The 22,390-nt window shown below is 45.5% G+C and carries 20 protein-coding genes and 3 pseudogenes; 10 read left to right on the forward strand and 13 right to left on the reverse strand.

Features of this window, described 5'->3' with window-relative positions; genetic code table 11:
- Positions 1-110 precede the first annotated feature (110 nt).
- The gene (locus tag UA76_RS09110) at positions 111-1,325 is read right to left on the reverse strand and encodes a type III PLP-dependent enzyme (protein ID WP_047045157.1); all 1,215 of its coding nucleotides are present in this window, start codon (positions 1,323-1,325) and stop codon (positions 111-113) included.
- A 50-nt stretch (positions 1,326-1,375) separates the two neighbouring features.
- On the opposite strand from UA76_RS09110, the gene UA76_RS23665 reads away from it, so the two are divergent.
- Positions 1,376-1,525, forward strand: coding sequence for a hypothetical protein (locus UA76_RS23665; RefSeq protein ID WP_157617609.1), 150 nt, complete (start codon positions 1,376-1,378; stop codon positions 1,523-1,525).
- Between the two features lie 136 nt (positions 1,526-1,661).
- Here the strand turns inward: UA76_RS23665 and UA76_RS25625 are convergent, their stop codons facing one another.
- Positions 1,662-2,120 carry a hypothetical protein gene (locus UA76_RS25625; RefSeq protein ID WP_420340909.1) on the reverse strand — a complete coding sequence of 153 codons (459 nt, stop codon included), beginning with the start codon at positions 2,118-2,120 and terminating at the stop codon, positions 1,662-1,664.
- Positions 2,121-2,176: 56 nt separating this feature from the next.
- Positions 2,177-2,470, reverse strand: a complete 294-nt coding sequence (locus UA76_RS25630) for a hypothetical protein (RefSeq protein WP_420340910.1) — start codon at positions 2,468-2,470, stop codon at positions 2,177-2,179.
- A gap of 332 nt (positions 2,471-2,802) precedes the next feature.
- On the opposite strand from UA76_RS25630, the gene UA76_RS22425 reads away from it, so the two are divergent.
- The 3 genes from UA76_RS22425 to UA76_RS09125 are packed head-to-tail and all read left to right on the forward strand — an operon-like array spanning position 2,803 to position 7,074.
- Positions 2,803-3,102, forward strand: coding sequence for a hypothetical protein (locus UA76_RS22425; protein WP_052771994.1), 300 nt, complete (start codon positions 2,803-2,805; stop codon positions 3,100-3,102).
- Positions 3,096-3,965 (forward strand): efflux RND transporter periplasmic adaptor subunit, encoded by an 870-nt coding sequence (locus tag UA76_RS09120; protein WP_052771995.1) that lies wholly within the window; start codon positions 3,096-3,098, stop codon positions 3,963-3,965. Before UA76_RS22425 ends, UA76_RS09120 begins: the two co-directional genes overlap by 7 nt.
- Positions 3,958-7,074, forward strand: coding sequence for an efflux RND transporter permease subunit (locus UA76_RS09125; RefSeq protein WP_047045160.1), 3,117 nt, complete (start codon positions 3,958-3,960; stop codon positions 7,072-7,074). Before UA76_RS09120 ends, UA76_RS09125 begins: the two co-directional genes overlap by 8 nt.
- A gap of 94 nt (positions 7,075-7,168) precedes the next feature.
- Here UA76_RS09125 and metG read toward each other — a convergent pair.
- Positions 7,169-9,228 (reverse strand): annotated as a pseudogene (metG, locus tag UA76_RS09130) (methionine--tRNA ligase).
- 154 nt (positions 9,229-9,382) lie between these two features.
- Here metG and apbC point away from each other — a divergent pair.
- The 4 genes from apbC (at position 9,383) to UA76_RS25640 (ending at position 13,821) form a co-directional block, all read left to right on the forward strand.
- Positions 9,383-10,456, forward strand: a complete 1,074-nt coding sequence (apbC, locus tag UA76_RS09135; protein WP_047045163.1) for an iron-sulfur cluster carrier protein ApbC — start codon at positions 9,383-9,385, stop codon at positions 10,454-10,456.
- A gap of 178 nt (positions 10,457-10,634) precedes the next feature.
- The gene (udk, locus tag UA76_RS09140; RefSeq protein ID WP_047045166.1) at positions 10,635-11,276 is read left to right on the forward strand and encodes a uridine kinase; all 642 of its coding nucleotides are present in this window, start codon (positions 10,635-10,637) and stop codon (positions 11,274-11,276) included.
- 146 nt (positions 11,277-11,422) lie between these two features.
- Entirely contained in the window at positions 11,423-13,585 is a 2,163-nt protein-coding gene (locus tag UA76_RS25635; RefSeq protein ID WP_075202557.1) for an AsmA family protein, read from the forward strand.
- A 38-nt stretch (positions 13,586-13,623) separates the two neighbouring features.
- Positions 13,624-13,821 carry a hypothetical protein gene (locus UA76_RS25640; protein ID WP_075202558.1) on the forward strand — a complete coding sequence of 66 codons (198 nt, stop codon included), beginning with the start codon at positions 13,624-13,626 and terminating at the stop codon, positions 13,819-13,821.
- Between the two features lie 81 nt (positions 13,822-13,902).
- Here UA76_RS25640 and cobO read toward each other — a convergent pair whose 3' ends face one another.
- From cobO to UA76_RS09180, 7 genes and pseudogenes are all read right to left on the reverse strand, one after another.
- Positions 13,903-14,508 (reverse strand): cob(I)yrinic acid a,c-diamide adenosyltransferase, encoded by a 606-nt coding sequence (cobO, locus tag UA76_RS09150; RefSeq protein WP_047045169.1) that lies wholly within the window; start codon positions 14,506-14,508, stop codon positions 13,903-13,905.
- Between the two features lie 72 nt (positions 14,509-14,580).
- Positions 14,581-15,293 (reverse strand): annotated as a pseudogene (gene folM / locus UA76_RS09155) (dihydromonapterin reductase).
- A 26-nt stretch (positions 15,294-15,319) separates the two neighbouring features.
- Positions 15,320-15,958 (reverse strand): GTP cyclohydrolase I FolE, encoded by a 639-nt coding sequence (gene folE, locus UA76_RS09160; protein WP_047045171.1) that lies wholly within the window; start codon positions 15,956-15,958, stop codon positions 15,320-15,322.
- On the reverse strand, positions 15,955-16,332 hold the full coding sequence (folX, locus tag UA76_RS09165; protein ID WP_047045174.1) for a dihydroneopterin triphosphate 2'-epimerase: 378 nt from the start codon (positions 16,330-16,332) through the stop codon (positions 15,955-15,957). The genes folE and folX overlap by 4 nt, the downstream gene beginning before the upstream one ends.
- A gap of 123 nt (positions 16,333-16,455) precedes the next feature.
- Positions 16,456-16,947, reverse strand: coding sequence for a 2-amino-4-hydroxy-6-hydroxymethyldihydropteridine diphosphokinase (gene folK / locus UA76_RS09170; RefSeq protein ID WP_047045177.1), 492 nt, complete (start codon positions 16,945-16,947; stop codon positions 16,456-16,458).
- Between the two features lie 23 nt (positions 16,948-16,970).
- Positions 16,971-17,750, reverse strand: a complete 780-nt coding sequence (gene ubiG, locus UA76_RS09175) for a bifunctional 2-polyprenyl-6-hydroxyphenol methylase/3-demethylubiquinol 3-O-methyltransferase UbiG (RefSeq protein WP_052771996.1) — start codon at positions 17,748-17,750, stop codon at positions 16,971-16,973.
- 197 nt (positions 17,751-17,947) lie between these two features.
- Positions 17,948-18,868: an NADP-dependent oxidoreductase gene (locus tag UA76_RS09180; RefSeq protein WP_047045180.1), complete on the reverse strand. Its 921-nt coding sequence runs from the start codon at positions 18,866-18,868 to the stop codon at positions 17,948-17,950.
- Between the two features lie 127 nt (positions 18,869-18,995).
- Here UA76_RS09180 and UA76_RS09185 point away from each other — a divergent pair, with 127 nt between their 5' ends.
- Positions 18,996-19,919: a LysR family transcriptional regulator gene (locus UA76_RS09185; RefSeq protein WP_075202559.1), complete on the forward strand. Its 924-nt coding sequence runs from the start codon at positions 18,996-18,998 to the stop codon at positions 19,917-19,919.
- Positions 19,920-19,940: 21 nt separating this feature from the next.
- Here UA76_RS09185 and UA76_RS09190 read toward each other — a convergent pair whose 3' ends face one another.
- The gene (locus UA76_RS09190; protein WP_047045183.1) at positions 19,941-20,513 is read right to left on the reverse strand and encodes a hypothetical protein; all 573 of its coding nucleotides are present in this window, start codon (positions 20,511-20,513) and stop codon (positions 19,941-19,943) included.
- Between the two features lie 187 nt (positions 20,514-20,700).
- Between UA76_RS09190 and elbB the strand changes: the two genes are divergently transcribed.
- Positions 20,701-21,342, forward strand: a complete 642-nt coding sequence (gene elbB / locus UA76_RS09195; RefSeq protein WP_047045186.1) for an isoprenoid biosynthesis glyoxalase ElbB — start codon at positions 20,701-20,703, stop codon at positions 21,340-21,342.
- Positions 21,343-21,758: 416 nt separating this feature from the next.
- On the opposite strand, the pseudogene UA76_RS23850 reads toward elbB, so the two are convergent.
- Positions 21,759-22,390 (reverse strand): annotated as a pseudogene (locus UA76_RS23850) (hypothetical protein); the annotation flags it as partial.

The following is a 22,390-nucleotide window of genomic DNA, read 5'->3' on the forward strand; positions in this document are numbered from 1 at the left end:
AGATTGATACTAAGAAGCCTCACATTGAACTGTGAGGCTTTTTTATTGCTTGGATTAATTTCTTTACTAGTTACGTGACACTAGCTACTTGGTATAGCTGGAGTGCGATATCAGCCGATCAATCTGTCTTGTGCTTTGTGTTGATTGACGAGTACCGTTTGCGCGCGCTTGAAGAAGTTAAAGTCGGTCGCAGTTGCACTTGTGTAAGCGCCCATCATGCGTCCAATGACTAAATCTCCGTTGTTTAGCTTAGGCAACATGATATTTTCGGCAATCACATCAATGCTGTCGCAAGTTGGACCGGCTAGTACGCTCGGCAGTTCTGAGCCAGTTGGTAGCCTTTGCCCATCTTTACCCAATGTGCTGAGTGGGTATTTTGCATCATCGAACACCAAGCCACTGAAAGAACCGTAAATACCATCGTCTAGGTAGTACCAAGTTTGCCCATCACGCTCTGCTTGTCCCATTACTTCAGCGACACTGGTCATAGCTTGAGCGACAATAAAACGTCCCGGTTCAGCAATGACTTGAACGGTTTCAGGTAACTCGCTAAGTGCCTGATTGATCGGTTGGCAAAATAGCTCAATCGGCATGACCTGTGCGTTGTAGCTAACAGGGAAGCCGCCACCAATATCAAGCGTGCTCAAAGCTGGCAGATTCCGTTCAATCACTTGTTCCATCACATTGCGGCAAGTCTTGATTGCATCAACGTACTTTTGTGGGTTCATTGTCTGAGAACCTACATGGAACGAGAGACCCTTAATACGGATGTTCCAATCCTTCGCTTGAGCAATGATCTCTAGCGCTTGTTGCGGCGAGCAACCAAACTTCTTCGACAGATCAGCAAAAGCTTCGGAGTTACGAAAGCTTAGACGAACCAATAACTCGACTTCATCGCGATAAGCAATAAACTTCTCTAGCTCGTTGATGTTGTCCACCACAAACACCTTGCACCCATAGGCTAACGCGTCACGAATATCACGATCGCGCTTTATTGGATGGGTGTGAATGGTACGTTCAGCAGGAACGCCTTGCTGTGCGACGAGTTCAACTTCTCCGCGGGTCGCCAAATCAAAACTTGCTCCTTCTGCCAGTAGCGTTTGTACAACAGCTGGGTGTGGCAAAGGCTTAAGCGCGAAGTGAAGCGTGACATTCGGCAGTGCACGGCTCAAAGCTTGATACTGTTGGCGAACCACATCGCAGTCGAGCAGAAGCAGTGGCGAGCCAAACTGCTCAACAGACGTTTGGATAAGTTGTGACTCTTGCGCAGACAGTGCGCCAGAAGAGTAAGATTGAAAATCAAGTACAGAGTGAGCGATAGCCATAGCCAATCTCCAACAAAGATAAGTCATGCATCGCTGTGTTTGAGTGATACATGGAGCGTCAAAAAAAGCGCGATGCGCAGTTAAAGTCACTCTTGGATAGTTGCTCTATCGCCTTGTCACAAAACGGCTGTGATGTACTCGGATTGGCTATCATCAAGAAGCGCGATGATAGTAAAAGCATCATTTGCTCGATTCAATAGTTAATTCAGTAAAAGGAAGTTAATAATTTTTGTCGTCACGATAAACGTCATTTTATGCGGAATCTAACATTGGATTAGGGACGAAACAGGGGCTAACAATCTGCAGTTAGCCCCTGTTTAGTAAACCGTTAACGCTTTAATTAGTCACTAAATTAGGTAGCGGTTGATACAGTTGCTTGGTCATGTCACATAAGATTTGATCGTAAGTTTGCGAAATCAATAATGAAATATCGCTGGTTAAATCGTAGAACTCTTCTTCACTTAAGATTTGGTCGTGGCTTGACGTTATTTCCGTGAGTGAGTGCATGGCTGTTGTACCCGCTGGTGAACCCATTGATAGAGGACAGACGAATGAGAGCTGATTTAGCTTTCGGATCATTTTGTCACAGTAGTAGTTAATGCGGGCGCGACTTTCAGGGCAATGGTAGTCCTGAATCGTGATTCTCAGTTGAGTAAGGACTTCCATACTGTCGAGCACTTGCTGCCAATTCATATGGTATTCGTCACTGACTTCCGAGCGGCCAGATTCCACTAACCACGCAATGGCGATTTCATCCATCAAGAACATGCAGTGGCGGACAATCTTCCCGTGCACGATCTGATTTCTGGCTACTGAATGTTCGGTCCAATTCTTGTGTAACGCCTTCATATTCAATTGGAAGATTCGATACATCGGCTTATTGTCATTGCAGCTATTGCCACTAACTGATTGGATTTGATCATCATGTTCTCAAACACCGTATCTAATGTTGATGTTGACTCTTTTTGCCCGCTTTGTAGTAACAGATGAGTTTGAGTTCGGTGCTGACGACAAAGCAACAGCAACTCTCTTAGCAAAACCAACATATCAAACTTACGTTGAAGTGAAGTGTGATGCTGTTTAGAGAACATAGATAAACCAATAAGAACGATAAACGCACATAGCAAAGAGATAAGTACTAGCATAACGAAACTCCTTTTATATAACTCTAAAGGGGTAAAGCAGAAGCGATGCCAATATTTAAATTGCATAAAAACAATAACTTATGGTTTTGCGACTGTTTGGAGTGCTCGGGCAATGGGCAAGCTGCACCATATTGGGGAGGTAACATCCAGTTAAGTACTATTACAAACTTGTTTGAACTTGAGGTGCAACAATGAGTCAGTAGTGTGTGATATAAGAATTGTAAAACGCAGATAACCTTGAGTTAAAACAGGGTACAGCCTTTCTGTATACGCAACAATTCTGTGTACGAAAAAGTACACCGTTTTTTATTCCCCATTTTGTTGAGTGTGTCATGAACTATAAACTGATTGCGAGAAGAGTCAGTCCATTACTTATTCTAGGTGCGTTTTTTGCTGCCTCTCAGGTGTTGATTGCTTCAAAAGAGGAGCCAAAACAAGCCGAAGTGGAAGAGCCGATCTTACGTGTCGAAGTGATGGAAGCTAAGCCGAAAACATTTCGCTTTTCTTTGGACTCTTATGGGTTTGTAGAACCCAAATATCAATCCAATATCGTCAGTGAAATTTCGGGCCGTGTGCTTTCTTTGTCGCCTCAGCTTCAAGTGGGGGACTGGTCAAAGAAGGAGAGGTGCTGATTACCATTGACGCCTCTGACTACCAAGCCGATTTAGAACAAGCCAAAGCCTCATTGGCGCAAGCAGCGGCGTCACTGGAAGAAGAACTCGCCAGAGCAGAAGTTGCGAAGCGGGACTGGGCGCATGTTGGGGAATCAAAAGCACCGAAACTGGGTTTGCGTGTACCACAAGTAAAGCGTGAAAAAGCGAATGTGAAGTTTGCTGAGGCCGCAGTAAAACGTGCCGAGCGAAACTTGGAGCGAACCGTGATTCGCGCGCCATTTGATGGCTTAGTGAATGCTCGTCATGCCAATCCAGGCGAATACCTGACTGTGGGTGCTCCGGTGGTCGATCTTTCTGATACCAGCACGGCGGAAGTCTCGCTACCTATCCCTAACGATGATTTGGCCTACCTGCCTTTCACTGATGACAATCCTCTCGATGTAACCCTTCATGCCCAAATCGCAGGCCAGTCTTATCAGTATCCGGCAAAAATCTATCGTACCGAACGGGTTATTGACCGAAACTCACGCATGTTCAATTTGGTCGCGGATGTGGCCGACCCTTATTGCCTACAAAGTGGCGGTTGTGAGCAACCTTCGCTCAAACTAGGCAGTTATGTAACGGCGAGCATTTGGGCGAATGAGATGGAGGATATCATTGTCCTACCGCGAAACTTAGTTCGTTCAGGTATGGCTTACGTGGTCAAAAATGACAATCAGCTTGAGCAAAGAACAATCAACATTATTCGACAAGATGAGAATTACGCGTATATCCACGCAAGCTTCGCTCAAGGTGAACAGATTGTAGTTACGCCTATTGCCCAGTATCAACCTAATCAAATTGTGACGGTTGCTGATGCTCCGGAGCAAGAAGATGAGTAAGCAGCGCGGTATTATCGCTTGGTTTGCAAACAATCCGGTTGCAGCTAACTTGATCATGTGGATGCTGATTATTGGCGGAATCATCAGCGCAGCGACAGTTAATAAAGAAGTCTTCCCAACGATTGAAACCAACTTCGTTCAAGTCTCGGTTGCTTATCCGGGTGCAGCTCCTCAAGAGATTGAAGAGGGGATCAACATCAAAATCGAAGAGGCGATTAAAGATATTCGCGGTATTAAGCAAGTCTCTTCAGTGGCCGCCGACAGCGTGGGAACCGTGACGGTAGAAGTGGCTTCGGGCTACAAACCTAAAGATATTCTTGACGAGATAAAGCTTGAAGTTGACTCAATCTCCACCTTCCCCGATAGCATAGAAAACCCCAATATCTTTCAGATTAAGCCGAAAAACTTAGTCATGTTTGTTTCCATCTATGGCGATCTAACCGATCACGAGATGAAAGAGCTGGCTAAGCAGACACGCGACGAGTTCACCTCGCTACCGGCTGTCTCTAGTGCCGATCTTATAGGGGCTTTGGATTATGAAATCGCGATAGAAGTTAGGGAACATCAGCTGCGTGAATTTGGTTTAACATTCACGGAAGTCGCCCAAGCGGTGCAGCGGTCATCGTTTGACCTGCCTGGCGGGTCGATTCGTGCTGATGACGGTAACATTCTGCTTAGAACCAAAGCTCAGGCCTACAGAGAGAGTGATTTCACCGATATAGTAGTATCAGCATATCCAGATGGCAGTCGAGTATTGCTGTCACAAGTTGCTGACATTAAAGACGGTTTCATCGATTGGGACAACTATGTGCGCTTTAATGGCTATCCTGCCGCCATCATTCAAGTCAACAGCGTGGATAGCCAAGATGCTGTAAAAATTGCCCAGCAGGTCAATCAGTGGATTGAAGACAAGCAAGCGGAATTGCCATCGGGCATATTAATCGACAGTTGGCTTGACCTGACTCATTACCTCGATGGCCGACTGGATATGATGGTTGAGAACATCGTATTTGGTGCCATCTTGGTGTTCGCTATTTTAGCGCTCTTCTTGCATGTCAAACTGGCTTTTTGGGTCATGATGGGTTTGCCCGTCTGCTTCCTTGGGGCATTTTTCTTAATGCCTCATCCACCGTTCGGTGTCACCTTAAACATGATCAGCTTGTTCGCGTTTATTTTGGTGCTGGGGATTGTCGTGGATGACGCGATTGTAACGGGTGAAAGCGCGGCGCAAGAGATTGAAAAAAATGGCCACTCAGTGGACAGCGTGGTGACTGGCGTTCGCAAAGTCGCAACGCCAGCGACATTTGGTGTGTTGACTACCATGGTCGCTTTCGTGCCAATGTTGCTCATTTCCGGACCGATGAAGAGCCTAAGTGAGGCTATCGCTTGGGTGGTGATCTTGTGTCTGGTGTTCTCGTTGATTGAGTCAAAACTCATTCTTCCAGCTCACTTGGCGCACATGAAGATTAAGCCGAATAATAATCCGAACCGCTTCGTTCGATTCAAGCAAGCCTTTAATGAACGAGTGAACCGATTTATTACCTCTCGCTATCGTCCATTTCTGGAGCGATGCATAAGGTACCGCTATAGCGTGTTGGCTGTCTTTGTTGGCGTTTTAATGCTTTCAGTGGCTTTGGTCATGAGTGGTAAAGTCCGTTGGGTGTTCTTTCCTGACATGCCTTCAGACTACATTCATGTGACGCTTGAAATGGAGCCGTCGTTCTCTGAGCAGCGCACGATAGAGACCGCTCAGGTAATAGAGAAAGCGATGTTGGAAATGGATCAGGCGGTATTTGAGGAGTATGGCTCAAAGGTAGTGGATCACCATTTGGTCGTTAAATCATCAATGACCAACATTGAATTTTTTGTCGAACTGACCAAAGCAGAAGAGCGCGATATTAATGGCGTCGAAATTGCGGATAAATGGCGAGCGGCTCTCCCTCCGTTGGTGGGTATCAATAAGCTGTCATTTGATGCGGGCGGCGGCGCTCAAACTAATACAGTGACGTTAGAACTTGTATCTGATGACTTAGATAAGTTGACCGCAGCCTCTGAAGAGTTGAAGCAAAAGCTAACCCTCTACAACGGGCTTTACGATGTGTCAGATAACTTCTCATCGGGTTCGAGTGAAATACAATTGCAGATCAAGCCAGAAGCCGAAGCGCTTGGCTTAACCCTGTTTGATCTTGCTTCTCAGGTTCGTTATGGCTTCTTTGGCTATGAAGCGCAAAGGCTACTTCGCGACAAAGAGGAAGTGAAGGTCATGGTGCGTTACCCACGGGATGAAAGACGAAGCATTGGGCATTTGGAAAACATGCTGATTCGCACTCCGTCGGGAGAGCGAGTGCCGTTCTCAACGGTTGCTGACATTACCTTGGACGACTCATATTCATCAATCAACCGTAAAGACAATCGACGTGCGTTAACGGTAGTGGCGAACGTGAACACCAATATCGCAGAGCCGAAGAAGGTTGTTGACGATATTATGGCAAACTTCGTTCCTGAGCTGACTGAAAAGTATGACGGTTTATCGGTGAAGTTAGGTGGGGCTAGCTTGGATGAACAAGAGTCGATGGTGTCTTTAGTCAAAGGTGCGTTGTTTGTATTACTGGCGGTTTACACACTTCTGGCTATTCCGCTCAAATCTTACGCGCAGCCGTTGATTATTATGTCGGTGATTCCATTCGGTATGGTGGGTGCTTTGTTTGGCCATTTATTCTTAGGGCTTTCAATGAGCATGCTGAGTATGACTGGCATTATCGCGCTAGGTGGCGTTGTGGTGAATGACTCTCTGGTGCTGGTGGACTACGTCAATCGTGCTCGCGCTGAAGGTAAAAGCATTCTTCAATCTGCCATTGAATCAGGCTGCTTCCGCTTCCGTGCGGTTGTACTGACGTCATTAACCACCTTCTTCGGTCTAGTGCCAATCATGTTAGAAACCAGCTTACAGGCGCAAGTGATGATCCCAATGGCGGTATCGCTGGCGTTCGGTATTTTGTTCTCGACCGTAGTCACTCTGTTGTTAGTGCCGATCTTATACTTGGTTCTTAATGATATTAAGCAAGGCAGTCTAAGACTCTACCGCTGGTGGTGGCAGCCCCAGACTTAATTATTAGGGATATAAGCCTAAGGGCTATATGCGAACCCATAAAAAAGCCCCGCTCATCTTGAGCGGGGCTTTCTATTTATCAATGTAAATTGGATTACATTACGCGCATACCAGGCTGTGCGCCTTCGTGCGGCTCAAGAATCCATAGGTCGCTTCCACCAGGGCCTGCAGCTAGGATCATGCCTTCAGACATGCCAAACTTCATCTTGCGAGGTTTTAGGTTGGCAACCATGACAGTTAGCTTGCCTTCTAGCTCTTCAGGTTTGTACGCAGACTTAATGCCTGAGAACACCTGACGAGTTTCACCGCCGATGTCTAATTGGAACTTAAGCAGTTTGTTTGCTTTTGGCACTTCTTCACAAGAGATGATGCGAGCAATACGCATATCAACTGCTGCGAAAGCGTCGAACTCAATCTCATCAGCGATTGGATCTTTGTCTAGCTCAGTTTGGCTTGCTTTGTTCTTTTCAGCTTCAGCCGCTTCTTTTGCTGCTTGCTCTGCCGCTGCATCTTCTTTAGATGCTTCAACCATAGCTTCAACCTTCTTAGGATCGATACGGTTGAATAGCGCCTTGAACTTAGTGATCTCGTGATCAGTCAGTGGAGCAGCAATGCCTTCCCAAGTCAGCTCTTGGTTTAGGAATGCTTCAGTACGCGCCGCCAATTCTGGCATGACTGGCTTCAGGTAAGTCATAAGAACGCGGAATAGGTTGATACCTACTGAACAGATGTCTTGCAGTTCTTGGTCTTTACCTTCTTCCTTAGCAACAACCCACGGTGCTTTTTCATCAACGTATTGGTTTGCTTTATCAGCTAGCGCTGTAATTTCACGGATAGCTCGGCCAAATTCGCGAGTTTCGTAAAGCTCAGCGATACGGTCAGCAGCGTCTGCGAACTCTTTGTACAGCTCAGGCTCAGCGAACTCTGCAGAAAGCTTGCCTTCGAAACGCTTAGAGATGAAACCTGCGTTACGTGATGCTAGGTTAACAATCTTGTTTACAACGTCTGAGTTAACACGCTGAGTGAAGTCTTCAAGGTTAAGGTCTAGATCATCGATACGGCTGTTGAGTTTCGCCGCGTAGTAGTAGCGTAGACACTCTGGATCTAGGTGATCGAGGTAAGTCGCAGCCTTGATGAATGTGCCTTTCGACTTAGACATCTTCGCACCGTTCACGGTGACATAGCCGTGCACGAATACGTTGTTTGGCTTGCGGAAACCCGCGCTTCAAGCATTGCTGGCCAGAATAGAGAGTGGAAGTACACGATGTCTTTACCGATGAAGTGGTAAAGCTCCGTCGTGCTGTCTTTTTTCCAGTACTCATCGAAATCTAGACCTTCTGTCTTGTTACACAGGTTCTTAAATGAAGCCATGTAGCCAACCGGTGCGTCTAGCCAAACGTAGAAGAATTTGTCTTTTTCACCTGGAATCTCGAAACCGAAGTAAGGTGCATCACGAGAGATATCCCATTGCTGTAGACCTGATTCAAACCACTCTTGCATCTTGTTTGCTGTTTCAGCTTGAAGAGAGCCAGAGCGAGTCCACTCTTTTAGCATGCTTTCAAACTGCGGCAGGTCGAAGAAGAAGTGCTCAGAGTCTTTCATCACAGGTGTTGCGCCAGACACTGCTGATTTAGGGTTGATCAGTTCAGTTGGGCTGTACGTCTCACCACAGTTGTCACAGTTGTCACCGTATTGGTCTTCTGACTTACACTTAGGACACGTACCTTTTACGAAACGATCCGGTAGGAACATCTCTTTTTCAGGGTCGAAGAGCTGAGAGATAGTACGGCTAGAAATGAAGCCGTTTTTCTTAAGCTCTAGGTAGATGTGTGAAGCCAGCTCACGGTTCTCTTCCGAGTGTGTGCTGTGGTAGTTGTCGAAGCTAATATCGAAGCCAGCGAAGTCTTTTTGATGCTCTTCGCTTACTGCAGCGATCATCTCTTCTGGCGTAATATCCATCTGTTGTGCTTTTAGCATGATTGGCGTGCCGTGAGCATCGTCAGCACAGATGAAGTTTACAGTGTTGCCGCGTAGGCGTTGGTAGCGAACCCAGATGTCGGCTTGAATGTGCTCAAGCATGTGACCTAGGTGAATCGAACCATTAGCGTACGGAAGGGCACAAGTTACCAGTAGTTTTCTTGGATCGTTTGCCATACTTAATAATCGCTTCTTAGGTGTATAAAAAATAGAGCGTAATACTACCTCATCAGGCTAGTGACTCCAAGGTGTCGACGATGGAATACCTTAGTTTTTTCGGGGTTCAGTGATTCCAGTGCAAATGGTACGATGGCGTCAATAAGGAGAAGCTATGCGTCAGTTTAATTCTAAGAAAGATTTTTGTGAGTGGCTCAATGAGTTTGAGCATTCTAGCCTCATTGAAGGTTGGGCAAATCAGCCGTCTGTAGTCACTGTCCCTGCCAGTGGCGTATTCACGATTACAATCCCATTTGCCAACCGCGATCTCAGTGAAAAACTGGCGGATTGGGTTGTCTCAGCTCAACAAAAAGGCTCTGTGCCAGAATTTGAGTTTGTCATCAAGACTGAACCAAGGGCGTTAGTCACGACGGTCGCCCAAGAAGTTAAAGGTGTGAAGAATGTTATCGCCGTGACTTCTGCAAAAGGTGGTGTAGGCAAATCTACGACGGCAGTGAATCTTGCTCTTGCTCTTGCTCAGTCGGGGGCGAAAGTTGGGCTTCTCGATGCGGACATCTATGGTCCGTCGGTGCCAATGATGTTAGGGACGTTAGATGAAAAACCTCAAATTCGTGATAACAAGTGGATGCAGCCAATTGAAGCGCATGGGATCTTCACTCATTCGATTGGTTATTTAGTGGATAAATCCGAGGCGGCGATTTGGCGTGGGCCAATGGCGTCGAAAGCACTAGCACAGTTGCTTAATGAAACCACATGGCCAGAATTAGATTATCTCGTAATTGATATGCCGCCGGGTACCGGTGACATTCAGCTTACCTTATCTCAACAGATCCCAGTAACCGGCGCATTAATCGTGACAACACCACAAGATCTCGCGTTAGCGGATGCTCGTAAAGGCGCGGCCATGTTTGAAAAGGTAAACGTACCTGTCATCGGGATGGTGGAAAATATGAGCTATCATATTTGTAGTCACTGTGGTTCAAAAGAGCACATCTTTGGTGAAGGTGGCGCAGCTCGGCTTGCGGGTGAGTACGGCATTGCGTTACTTGGCCAAGTGCCCTTGCATATTGCGGTGAGAGAAGATATTGATGGTGGTAAGCCGACTGTGGTTGCGAGACCAGATAGCGAACACACGTCAATATACATGGCTTTAGCAGAGAAAGTGTGTGCTAACTTATATTGGCAAGGAAAAGAGAAACCAAAGGCAATTGATATCACTGTGCTTTGATGAGTATTGGGCGTTACAGGGTTAGTTATTCGACGAAATCGATTGCATGATGCTTTGTTATTCTATTTGGTTTATTTCCAGAAATTATCTGCCATATTGGCTAGCATCACCCTAATTCACGCCCTATAATCGGGCGGTTTTTTCGCTATATTTCTAAACTCATCGGGTGCAAATACTAATGTCTGATAATAATCAATGTGTCATCGTCGGAATCGCTGGCGCTTCTGCTTCTGGAAAAAGTCTTATCGCAAGCACAATCTACAATGAACTGCGTGCGAAAGTCGGCGACCATCAGATTGGTGTAATCACGGAAGATTGTTACTACAACGATCAAAGCGACCTGAGCATGGAAGAGCGTGTAAAAACGAACTACGACCATCCAAAAGCCCTTGATCATGATCTATTGTGTCAACACTTAGAACAACTGATTAACGGTGAAGCGGTTGAAGTTCCGGAGTACAGCTACTCGGAACATACACGTACTGAAAACACCACGCGTATGACGCCAAAGAAGGTGATCATTCTTGAAGGCATTCTTCTTCTTACTGATCCTCGCTTGCGTGACCTTATGCATGCGACTGTCTTTATGGACACACCATTAGATATCTGTTTGCTGCGCCGTGTTAAGCGTGACGTTGAAGAGCGTGGTCGTACCATGGAATCAGTCTTAAAACAGTATCAAGATACGGTTCGACCAATGTTCATGCAGTTCATTGAGCCGTCTAAGCAATACGCAGATATTATTGTTCCACGTGGCGGTAAGAACCGAATCGCGATTGATGTATTAAAAGCGCATATTGCAAAACTTTTGAAAAGTTAAGCGCTTATCTCGCTCAAAACCTTTATTTTTTATGTAAGAAGTGGCACTTTTAGTGCCACTTTCTTTTTATCTGCCTAAGCTATTATAAGTTTGCCAATGTTGATTGGTGTTTGAATAGATTAGTCGCTTTAGCAAGGAAACTGCTGATGAAAAAACTGCTCCTCTTTATCACTATTCCCATCGCCCTCATTGTAGTGGCACTGATTGCTCTTGTGGTTTTGGTTAACCCAAATCAGTTTAAGCCACTTATTGTCGAACAAGCACAAAAGCATACTGGCCTTGAATTGGTCATTGAAGGGGACATTAGCTGGCAGTTTTTCCCATCGATTGGCTTTGAACTGGGTAAAACTGAGTTGCGTAATCCAGAAGGCTTTACCAATCAGAATATGTTCAAAGTGGATACCGTTGGTATTGATGTGTCGGTTATGCCGCTGCTTAGCCAACAGTTGGAAATCGGCAATATTACATTAGATGGTGCCGAGTTTTCGCTCGAGACACTCAAAGATGGCCGTCAGAATATTGATGTACTGACAGCGGCGCAATCTCAAGTACCTGCTGCGGATGAAGCACAGCCGGAAGCCACGACTGACACTGCAGCACCAGCCGATCAAGCAAATGACTCAACGCAGCAAGCCAACACGCAAGAGAATGAAGCCGCTGCGTGGACGATCAATCTAGCTGGCGTGACAATTTCTAACGCTGCGGTTGAAATACAAGATCGTAAGAATGGCAGCTTCACCAAGCTGTATGATGTGTCATTGAATCTATCCCAGTTTGCCGTTGAAACATGGACAACGGCCAACTTCGCAGCAAAAGGTGAAAACAATCAGCAGAAATTTGCCGCAGAAGGCAGTGCAGAGTTTAAGTTGTCTGAAGGTTTTAAAGAGTATGAACTGCGAAATGTGAACCTAGATGCGAGCTTCAGTGATGGGCCGCTTGTGGTTGAACAAGCAAAACTAGCGCTTGATGGTTTTGCATTTGATCGAATGAATGCGCTGAATTTTTCTGTAAAAGGAAAGAATGCACAGCAGGTCTTTTCTGCACAGGGTGATACGGAGTTTAAACTGTCGCAGGACCTAACTCAGTATGAGCTCGCGAATGTTGACCTATCGGCTAGTTTCAGTGATGGCGCGACGCAGATTGAAAACGCTAAGGTGACGTTAGACGGATTTGCATTTGATAGAACGAATAAGCTGACGTTTGCAGTGAAAGGTAAAGCAGCGGACCTTGACCTTGATATGAAAGGCGCGGCAAATCTGTTGGTCGATGCTGCAATCAGCAATGTCTCCCTTAAAACGCTGACTTTTGATGGCAACTTTGAAGGTGCTCAGCTACCTCAGTCGCCAATGAAGGTGACGATGTCTTCCGATCTCGGTTTTAACCTTACTAGAAATCACCTGAGTTTTGTGCTGAACAAGCTGACGGCTAATAAGTTGGAATTTGACGGCAAAGCCGATGTAACACTATTGGATATCCCAAAAGTTCGTTTTGTACTGCATAGTCCAAATATTGATTTGGATGAGTTCTTAGGCTTGAATACCGCTCAAGTTTCAACTGATTCTTCTAAAGAAACATCTTCTGGAAGTAATGATGTTGGGACACCAGCGGGAAGTAAGCCAGCCGAGCAGCCAAAGTCTTCAGCACCAGTTAAAGAAGTAGAACCAGATCTTTCCGCGCTTAAGACTTTGGATGTCGCGGGCAAAATCAGCATCGATAAATTCAAAGCAAGCAACGCTAAGATGCAAAATGTGGTCGCCCAGTTTGCGGTCAACCGTGGTGTGGCAGAGCTAACATCGTTCAAATCGAATTTGTATCAAGGTTCAATCAGTGCGACTGCTAAGCTAGATGCAAACCAAACCCCTGCGACTTACAGCGCTAAAAAAGCAATCAAGGGCGTGAAAGTTCAGCCATTATTGGTTGATGTGGCAGACAACAACATGCTTGAAGGGACAGGTAATATTGATGTTGATGTGAGCGGCAAGAGTTTAACGCCAACGGGTATCAAGAAGAACTTAGTAGGCACCGTTAAAATCAACTTTGAAGATGGCGCCGTGAACGGTATCAACGTCGCTCAGATCATTCGAGATAACTACGCCCGCTTTACGGGTAAGAAGATCGATGATTACGATGAGCCGCAGAAAACTGACTTCAGTGCGATGACGGCGACAATGAAACTAAACAAAGGCGTGGTCACCACCAATGACCTAACTGCTCAGTCGCCACTGCTGCGTGTTCGAGGTGAAGGCCAAGCAAACTATCTGGCCGAGACGGTGGATATGACCATTAGCACTTCGATTGTTGCTCATTAAAAGGCCAAGGTGGTAAAGATATTGATGAGCTGAAAGATGTGACTATCCCAATTCGCATTCACGGTGAATGGGCAAAACCTCAATTCTCATTGGTGTTTGATGATGTATTACGCCAGAAAGCAGAGAAAGAGATCGACCGCGGCTTAGATAAGCTCGAAGAGAAATACGGTGACAAGATTAAAGATGAGAAGACTAAAGACGCCATCAAAGGTGTACTAAAAGGTTTCTTTAATTAATCATTCCTGCAAATAAAAAACGGTGAGCAGAATGCTCACCGTTTTTGTTTGGTTCATTGCTTTGTTTTTACCAAACAACACTCACCAATCCACACCTTTTAGCGCTTTCACTCCAGACTCGAAGGCGTGTTTAACATTCTTGACCTCTGATACCGTATCCGCCATCTCAATCAATGTCCGATGTGCGCCACGGCCTGTGATCACCACTGATTGCATCTTTGGACGATTGTTGAGAGCTTCGACAACTTCATCAAGGTCGATATAGCCATAGCTCACCATGTACGTCAGCTCATCGAACAGCACCACATCAATCGACTCGTCGTTCAGCATGCGTTTACACTCTTGCCAAACCTTTTGTGCCGCTTCCGTATCGGCTGTTTTGTTCTGAGTCTCCCAAGTAAAACCCGTCGCCATGACTTGGAATTCTACCCCCAATTTTTCGAGTAGGTTACGCTCCCCGTTATCCCAAGTCCCTTTGATGAACTGGGCAACCGAAGCGTTCAGACCATGACCGACTGCACGTGCAACCGTACCAAAACCAGAGGTTGATTTACCTTTACCGTTGCCAGTGATGATAAGCAGGAGGCCTTTCTCTTCTTGTGCAGCGGCAACCTTTGCGTCGACTTGTTCTTTAACTTTTTGTTGGCGAGCCTTGTGGCGGGCTTCCTTCGAGTTTTGATCCGACATGAATTCTTCCTTAAGTGTATGTGGCCTTATCATAACTAAAATTTTTGCTGGTAAATACCAGCAAAAATTGTGTTATTTCAAATGCCTTCCACCATCGAGATGGATATTCCTGCCAGTCATATACTCGCTCGTCATGATAAAGTGAACCGCGTCAATCACCTCTTCAAAGCCCGCTTCATGTGGGATGAGCGCTTTGGCGAGCGCTTTTTGTTTGTAGGAATCGTCGTCATGCTCGTTAAATTTGAGCAGGGCGGGAGAGATAGTGTTCACCTTAATCTTCGGTGCGAACATAGCCGAAAACGAAAGGGTTAAGTTGTTGAGCGCAGACTTACTGGCTGCATAGGCTGCGTGTTTTTTACTGCCTTTTTCAGCCACATAATCGCTAATGTGAATGATATCGTTGGTGTCAGCCCCTGATTAAGCAAACCTTGCAGTGCCAAGTTCATTTGGTAAGGTGCACCGACATGAATCGCCATCATTCTTTGAAGCACTTGTGCATGGTTATTTGAACGTGCCGGCTCATCAGGGCTCCAGTCTGAAGCATTATGAATAAGAGCTCTTAGCTGAGAGTACTCAAGATTGAGGTATTGGATAAAACCGTTAAGGCTTTCAGGTTGATAAAAATCCACCTGATGCAAGTCTGCCCCTTTCGCCTGTAGATCTTCAAGTTCGGGGTAGTCGGTACGATAAGTCCCAACAACGCGATAGCCCTTTTCCAGCAAGTCATGGGCGAGCGCAAGCCCAAGCCTTTTGCCAACTCCTGTGATTACAACGGCGCCTTTCATGCTAGTTCCTCTCATCCTAGCTCCTTTCATCCTAAGAACTCCGAGCGGGTTTGAGGATTAGTTTTGAAAATCCCGCCTAGTGCCGTTGTCGACGTCTCCGAGCTTGTGTCCATGACGCCGCGTGACTTAACGCAGTAGTGCGTGGCTTTAATCGACACAGCAACATTTTCTGTTTCCGTTAGCGTTTGAATTGCAACTAAGATCTGTTGGGTGAGCCGTTCTTGAACTTGAGGCCTTTGCGCAAAGAAACGAACGATGCGATTAATTTTCGATAAGCCGAGAATCTTGTTTGACGGTATATAGGCCACCTGAGCCAAACCGTCGATGGTAATAAAGTGATGCTCACAGGTTGAGGTCAGGTTGACGTCTGATACTTTGACCATTTCATCCACGGCCATCTTGTTTTCGATGACGCTGATCTTTGGGAAGTTCTGGTAATCCAATCCAGAGAAAATTTCGTGAACATACATCTTGGCGATGCGGTGAGGTGTCTCGGCTAAACTGTCATCGGTTAAATCGAGCCCAAGTGTACTGACAACTTCAGTTAAGAGCCCCCGAATACGTTGATACTTTTCATTTGGTGTCATGTCTGACTCTATAAGTGGAGTTTCAAGTCCGCGAGCAATGAGTGCTTCTTGTACTTTTCGCGCTTCTAGTGAAATCATGACGCGTCTCCTGCTTCAGCTGTGTAGTTCAAGGTGAGTGAGACAGAGTCTGCAAACCTTAGAGCGTGAGGTTTATCGATTTTCACTTGAGCGTACGATACCCATGGATGATCTATACAGATGCCAAGAACATCGCTGGTGAGTTTTTCGAGTAGCAGGAAACGTCCGTTTTCGACGTGATTGATAACGTTTTTACAGATGGTTTTATAGTTCAAAGCGTTATCGATGTTGTCTTCTAGGCAGAGTTTGTTGGCTGGGTAGTGGATCTCTGCGTTGATGATGATGTCTTGCTGCTTCTTTTTTTCTTCTTCGTTGAAACCGATATAGGTACGAAGTCTGAGGTTAGTGATTGTTATTATTGCGTTGTGATTCATCATATTTCCCTGATTTAGGATCATGGTCATCTTTACGTAATAATAGCTTGCTGAGATCAGTTTGCATTTGGCTAGGGGTTATTTGTTAAGAAACTGATTTTATATTTTGGAGATCATGGACCACTAAGGCCATGTGTAATCGGTCTCGGTTACGTGTTGACTGTCTTTGTCGTATTCACGCCAAAGCTGCTGGTATGTCTTTGAAGTTAAAGGATGAATGTCATCGGGGATGACATCTGCAAGAGGGCGAAGCACGAAGGCATTTTCAGTGATTTCTCCTCTCGGCAGCTCTACACCATCGAAGATGCCGACCAGATCATCGAAAGTTAAAATGTCCAAATCCATGGTTCTGGAGGCAAACTTTTTACCGCCTCTGACTCTGTCACTCTCTTCTTCAATTTGACGTAGCATGGCAGCGAGCTCGCTAACTGATTGAGAGCACTCAAATCCAACCACCAAATTCAGAAAATTGTCACCTTCAAAGCCAACGGGGACGCAATCATACGACTTAGAAATCGTGAGCGGTGCGAAGAAATAGTCAAGTGCATTCAACGCTTTAGAAACGTAGAACTCTCTGTCGATATTGCTGCCGATACTGACGGTTACGTAATGCATTGTCGCTGACTTCCTTCTCTGGCTTATGATTGACGGTGTGCGGTGATGAGGTAGTTCACTTTATCGGAAGAGGTAAATTTCCAATTTTTGGTGAATGGATTAAATGCCATTCCTATCGATTGATTCAAGCAAAACCCCTTTGGTTCGAGTGTAGTCTTGATTTCTTCGGGTGTTACAAAAGCAGGCCAGTAATGCGTGCCGATTGGCAGAGCGCGTAAAATATATTCCGCGCCAATGATGCCAACCAGAAAACTCATTAGCGTACGATTGAGTGTTGCAACGACCATTATTCCGTTGGCAGCCACTAAATCGGCACAATCGGATAGAAGCGCATTTGGGTCTGGAACGTGCTCGACCACTTCTGTATTTAAGACTAAGTCGTACTCCATTTCCACGTTATGTTGTCTCTCTTCTATGAGGGTCTCAACTAACGCTTGTCGGTATCTAAGGTTAGGGAGCGCTTTTCCATGTTTACTCGCGACTTCTACATTAACATGGCTGGCATCGATGCCGAGGACATGATGGCCTGCTTCTGCAAGTGGTTGGGTTAACAAACCTGCTCCGCACCCCACATCGAGAATGCGGATTTTACGGTCGCCAAAATGGTGCTGGATTTCCTCTAGCACATAGCGCAGACGAACTTGATTAAAAGCCAACACGTTAGCAAATTTGCCGTTAGGGTTTCGCCACTCATGAGCCAAGGCATCAAATTTGGCTACCTCGGTTTCATCAATATTGTCTTCTTTACAATTGATGTTCTTGGGGCTTGAAAGCTTGTCTTTGAGCAGCATATCTTCGCTCACTAATGGATTATTTCTTTATTTTACGCGATGTTGGGTAGGATAGATCAAATGGAATTAGATTCAGCCGTGTTTGCGGTTTGAGTGTCATTAGTATGATCAAAAAAAGCGATGCCATGTGAGCATCGCTTGAAGGTGGGTAAGCCGCATCAGCTAGTGGTTTCTAATCGAGGGAGGATAGAAACCAGTCAGAGAAGTGACTAAAAGCGAAGGATGAGCTTACCGCGAACATGCCCCAGCTTACTTTCTTCGTAGGCTGAGTGAATGTCTTGTGCCTGATATTCTCTCGACACTGTAACTTTGAGTTGTTGACTATCGACCAATTCGCTGATGTTTCGCAGCTGATCACTATTGCATTGAACAAATACAAACTCAGCGCTAACTCCTGCTTCTTTCGCCGCCTGTTCAGCTTCTTGCATAACCCCTGAGATACTGACCAATTTACCCGCAGGCTTAAGAACTTGAATTGCATCCAGTTGAAATTGACCCCAAAGGCTTTCAAAAACGACATCGACAGGGTTGTCTTTTAGTACATCAACCACGCTTTCATTTTCGTAGTTGATGACTTCATCAGCGCCCAGTTCAAGCACATAGTCTTTGTTCTTGGCCGATGTTGTTGCAATGACATACGCGCCCATAATTTTAGCTAATTGAACCGCCACAGAGCCAATGCCACCAGCGCCAGCTTGAATGAGTACGCGCTGATTGCGGTCAAGTTTTCCCGCGCCAAATAGCGCTTGCCAACTTGTTAGCGCCACCATAGGCAAGGCTGCAGCGTGCTCTAGAGGAATGTGTTGAGGCGCGATGCTCAGTTGAGAAGTTTTGATGACAGAATACTCTGATAAGCTTCCTTCCTTTCCGATTTGCTTCATGCCGTACACTTTATCGCCTTTTTTGAATCCATTGGCATCTTCTACTACTTCTCCAGAGAAATCCCAACCGAGGGTCAATGGCAAAGGCTGGTCGATAAGTTGAGCCAGTTGACCAGAAGCAATTTTCCAGTCGACTGGGTTAACCCCAACGCTTGCGATTTTCACCAGTACTTCATCTGATTCGGGTGTTGGAATGGCAAGGTTTCTAATTTCTATGTTGTTTATTTCAGTCAATTGAATAGCTTTCATGATGTCTCTCCCTTTTTCATCTGACAGTCATCTTATTGAGTCGATATTGATGGATAAATTGGCATCATGACTTAATAGTTTTTCCAAATTGGCACAAATAGGGTGCTAGAGACAGAAGGTAGACGTCTTGGACAAGTTAAATGCAATGCGGGTGTTTATTTGCGTTACGGAAACGGGCAGTTTTTCGAAGGCAGCAGACGTGCTTAATACCACGCCGTCATACGTGAGCAAGCAGGTGTCTGCATTAGAGAAGAGTTTAGGAGCAAGGCTGATGCAGCGCACAACCAGAGTGCTGTCTCTCACTGAGGTTGGAAAGTCATATTTAGGGCATTGCCGTACCATCATGGATCAAATATCGGTGGCAGAAAGTGAAGTGGCAGAGTTGCTTGGTTCACCTTCAGGAAGGTTGCGAGTCAGTATGTCAAATGTACTTGGGGACAGACCTACTGCAGTGATGTGCGCAGAGTTCTTAAAGCGCTATCCGGATATTGAATTGGATTTGCAAATTGAAGACCGATTTGTTGATTTGATAGAAGAGGGATTCGATCTGTGTGTTCGCGCGAGCGATAGATTTCCTGATTCAAGCTTGATTTACAAACGAGTTGGCGATTTACGCGTGCAATTGATGGCTTCCCCTGATTATCTAGCGCAATATGGTCATCCGCAAACGGCGAGTGACCTATCCAAGCACGTGTTGATATCGCATCGGTATTCTGGCTCTAACACCTTCGCGTTCGAAAAGGACGGTGATATAGAGCACGTGACGTTTGCGAAACAGGTGCGAGTTAACGGCACCGCTTTTGTACGTCATATTGTCGAGCAAGGGGTCGGGATCGGCTTTTTGCCTACTTATTGCCGTTCGGCAGTTGAGGGTGGTACGAACAGGGAGGACTCCCAGTCTCAAGTGCTTGTGCCTCTTTTGCAAGACTATACCGATGGCAGCATCACCATTAGTTTGGTGTACCCAGATCGAACATACACACCACTTAAGGTTCAGAAATTCAACGCATTCTTTGAAGAATGGTTTAAAAGCTATACTGTAGAGGGCTGATATTAAAGAGGTTACCAATCACTATGGCTCGTATTCAGATTTGAGCTGCTCATATTTCTCAATGAGTCTCTTTAGGTTCGACGTCGCGAAGTCTAAGTCAGTCAGCATCCTGAAACTGTCGGCCTCAAAGTCTCTACTAGAGTGGTACTTATCTAGTAGTATTTTTCGCTTTGCGATGTCGGGCTCCAAAGCATCAAGTTTTTTTATTACGGCTTCAATTAACAGTGATAGTGATTGCCAGTTTGTCTCGTCCCACGGCCACCCGTCAGCAGACTGTGTAATCAGTGTCACTGGTGAGGGTTCATCTTTAAATAAGTCGAGAATAAGTAGTTGAAAGTGAATATGACAGGGCTTTCTCATCCTAATATGTTGGATTGCATCCGTGAGCCAGCGATGTGACTGTCCCTGAAGCATGACACGGCAGGCTTCCCAGGCGTCTTGTTGGTCAACTGCTTCAACCAGCTCAGCGAGTTTATCTGCTTGATGAGGATGTAACTGTTCAACTTGAACGTGCCCCTTTCCATCGCTGTGATATTTAGGGTAGTGATATTTAAACCGACTCAGTTTTTCAACTGCGTTTATGCTGCTCTCCATGTGCTATCCCAGCTAATGAACCTTAAAAGAAGGTTACCTCGGTAAGTTTACTATTGTCGAGTATCGGTACTCTTCGCTGCGAACTTATTACATATCCAATTGTTTGAATATTTGTAGTGGTACTCAGAAAAGCTTCAGGCGATCTATTAACGTAAGGGTTGTCAGTTGGATCAATAAGGAGAACAAAATGGATCGAGTAGCGGTTGTTTTAGCGGGTTGCGGCGTGTTTGATGGTGCTGAAATACAAGAAGCCGTATTGGCGTTGCACGCACTTGAAGAACTTGGTGTGGAGTATCAATGCTTTGCGCCGAACAAGGATCAACATCACGTCGTAAATCATTTGTTGGGCGAAGAACAAAAACAGACTCGAAACGTAATGGAAGAAGCAGGGCGTATTGTTCGTGGCAACATAAAACCACTAGATTCACTTTCAGCTAACGAGTTCGATGGCTTACTGGTTCCTGGAGGTTTTGGTGTAGCAAAGAATTTGTCTAATCTCGCGTTTGTTGGAGAGGCCGTAGAGATCGACCCAGACTTCAAGCGTGTGATGACAGAGTTTAAAGAGGCCAAAAAGAAGGCCGGTTACCTTTGTATTGCACCAGCTTTATTGCCACTGGTCTATCCTGGAGTGAAATGTACAATTGGGAACGATGTTGAGACGGCTCAAGTCATTGAAAAGCTGGGCGGGAAGCATGTTGATTGCGCTGTTGACGATATCGTTATTGATGAAGCTAACCGAGTCATTACCACGCCGGCCTATATGTTGGCAAATAATATGTTAGAGGCAGGCAAGGGCATCAAGAAGTTGGTTGAAGAGCTAGTAAGTTGATGCTGGCAGTATGTCTAGTTGAAAGGAAGCTACTTAGGGAGCCAGTTCTTTTAACTAGACTACTATTTTTTCGTTTTAACGTGAGGAAGGTTGGAGGGTAATGAGAGGAAAAACAAGACCATCAATACTGGTAGTGTGCATGGGCACTAGCTCCGCGCCTTTAATCCTCTGATTTCACGCTAGATATACAAATCGCCAATAAACCTCCGGAAAAACCACTCCAAAACCTCAGTGCCAATTCATTTTCTCTTTCTACTCTTTGTTTCAAACACGCTATCTTCTGTCTGTCCTGGTTAACTTAACCTCAACCAGATAGAAGAAAGTGTAGTCGCTCATTTTTTAAACTGCGAGTAAATAACGTAATAATTTACCGCAGTATTGAGTTATCTATTTTAGGTTGGATTGATAGGCCAAAGTTATCTGTACTCTAATTCAGGAAGAGGTGCGTTGGATGACTTTAGCTCGTAGGTTTCATCGACACGATAGGTGCGGCCCCTGTATGGGATTTCAGCAACGTCATCTGGCAAAGCATCTGGGCCAAATAGCAAGCGGTGGTCTTGTACTTCAATACACTCTAAGCCAAATTTTTCTTGAAGGTTGTTAACGATACTTTCTAACTGCTCAATGGTGTCAAAGAATAGGTAGCTATCTCCAACCGAGTGATAGCGCACGACTACGGTGTGCGCGACATCCTCGTATTCACAGTCATCATGCTTATGGTAGAGGGCGATAACCTTTCTCTTTTTATTGTATTGAGCTTTAAGCCAGTGCTCTCTAACAGCGATTCGAGTTTCAACCGTGTTTTGAGGCTTTCGTTTCGTCATACCGAATGCCAAAAGGATAAGCACTCCCGAACCTGCCAACGCCATGGGGCCTGTTATTGCTACCGCAAAAATACAACCAACCGAACAAATCCAAGCAATAGTCACCATGGTTTTGTTGACCCATTCGGGTTCATCTCGATTTTTCTTTTGAACCAGACCTTGCTCAGACAAAACGTATTGGTATTTATTGTCGAGGCCCATGGTTAGATAAGAGGCATAAGCGA

It is taken from the genome of Vibrio mexicanus, assembly GCF_001012815.1.
Lineage (GTDB): Bacteria > Pseudomonadota > Gammaproteobacteria > Enterobacterales > Vibrionaceae > Vibrio > Vibrio mexicanus.

Bases quoted from the DNA above. Each gene is read 5' to 3' on its own strand.
- UA76_RS09110 (WP_047045157.1), bottom strand. From the start codon at position 1,325: ATGGCTATCGCTCACTCTGTACTTGATTTTCAATCTTACTCTTCTGGC.
- UA76_RS23665 (WP_157617609.1), top strand. From the start codon at position 1,376: ATGGAGCGTCAAAAAAAGCGCGATGCGCAGTTAAAGTCACTCTTGGAT.
- UA76_RS25630 (WP_420340910.1), bottom strand. From the start codon at position 2,470: ATGCTAGTACTTATCTCTTTGCTATGTGCGTTTATCGTTCTTATTGGT.
- UA76_RS22425 (WP_052771994.1), top strand. From the start codon at position 2,803: ATGAACTATAAACTGATTGCGAGAAGAGTCAGTCCATTACTTATTCTA.
- UA76_RS09125 (WP_047045160.1), top strand. From the start codon at position 3,958: ATGAGTAAGCAGCGCGGTATTATCGCTTGGTTTGCAAACAATCCGGTT.
- apbC (WP_047045163.1), top strand. From the start codon at position 9,383: ATGCGTCAGTTTAATTCTAAGAAAGATTTTTGTGAGTGGCTCAATGAG.
- udk (WP_047045166.1), top strand. From the start codon at position 10,635: ATGTCTGATAATAATCAATGTGTCATCGTCGGAATCGCTGGCGCTTCT.
- UA76_RS25635 (WP_075202557.1), top strand. From the start codon at position 11,423: ATGAAAAAACTGCTCCTCTTTATCACTATTCCCATCGCCCTCATTGTA.
- cobO (WP_047045169.1), bottom strand. From the start codon at position 14,508: ATGTCGGATCAAAACTCGAAGGAAGCCCGCCACAAGGCTCGCCAACAA.
- folE (WP_047045171.1), bottom strand. From the start codon at position 15,958: ATGATTTCACTAGAAGCGCGAAAAGTACAAGAAGCACTCATTGCTCGC.
- folX (WP_047045174.1), bottom strand. From the start codon at position 16,332: ATGAATCACAACGCAATAATAACAATCACTAACCTCAGACTTCGTACC.
- folK (WP_047045177.1), bottom strand. From the start codon at position 16,947: ATGCATTACGTAACCGTCAGTATCGGCAGCAATATCGACAGAGAGTTC.
- UA76_RS09180 (WP_047045180.1), bottom strand. From the start codon at position 18,868: ATGAAAGCTATTCAATTGACTGAAATAAACAACATAGAAATTAGAAAC.
- UA76_RS09190 (WP_047045183.1), bottom strand. From the start codon at position 20,513: ATGGAGAGCAGCATAAACGCAGTTGAAAAACTGAGTCGGTTTAAATAT.
- elbB (WP_047045186.1), top strand. From the start codon at position 20,701: ATGGATCGAGTAGCGGTTGTTTTAGCGGGTTGCGGCGTGTTTGATGGT.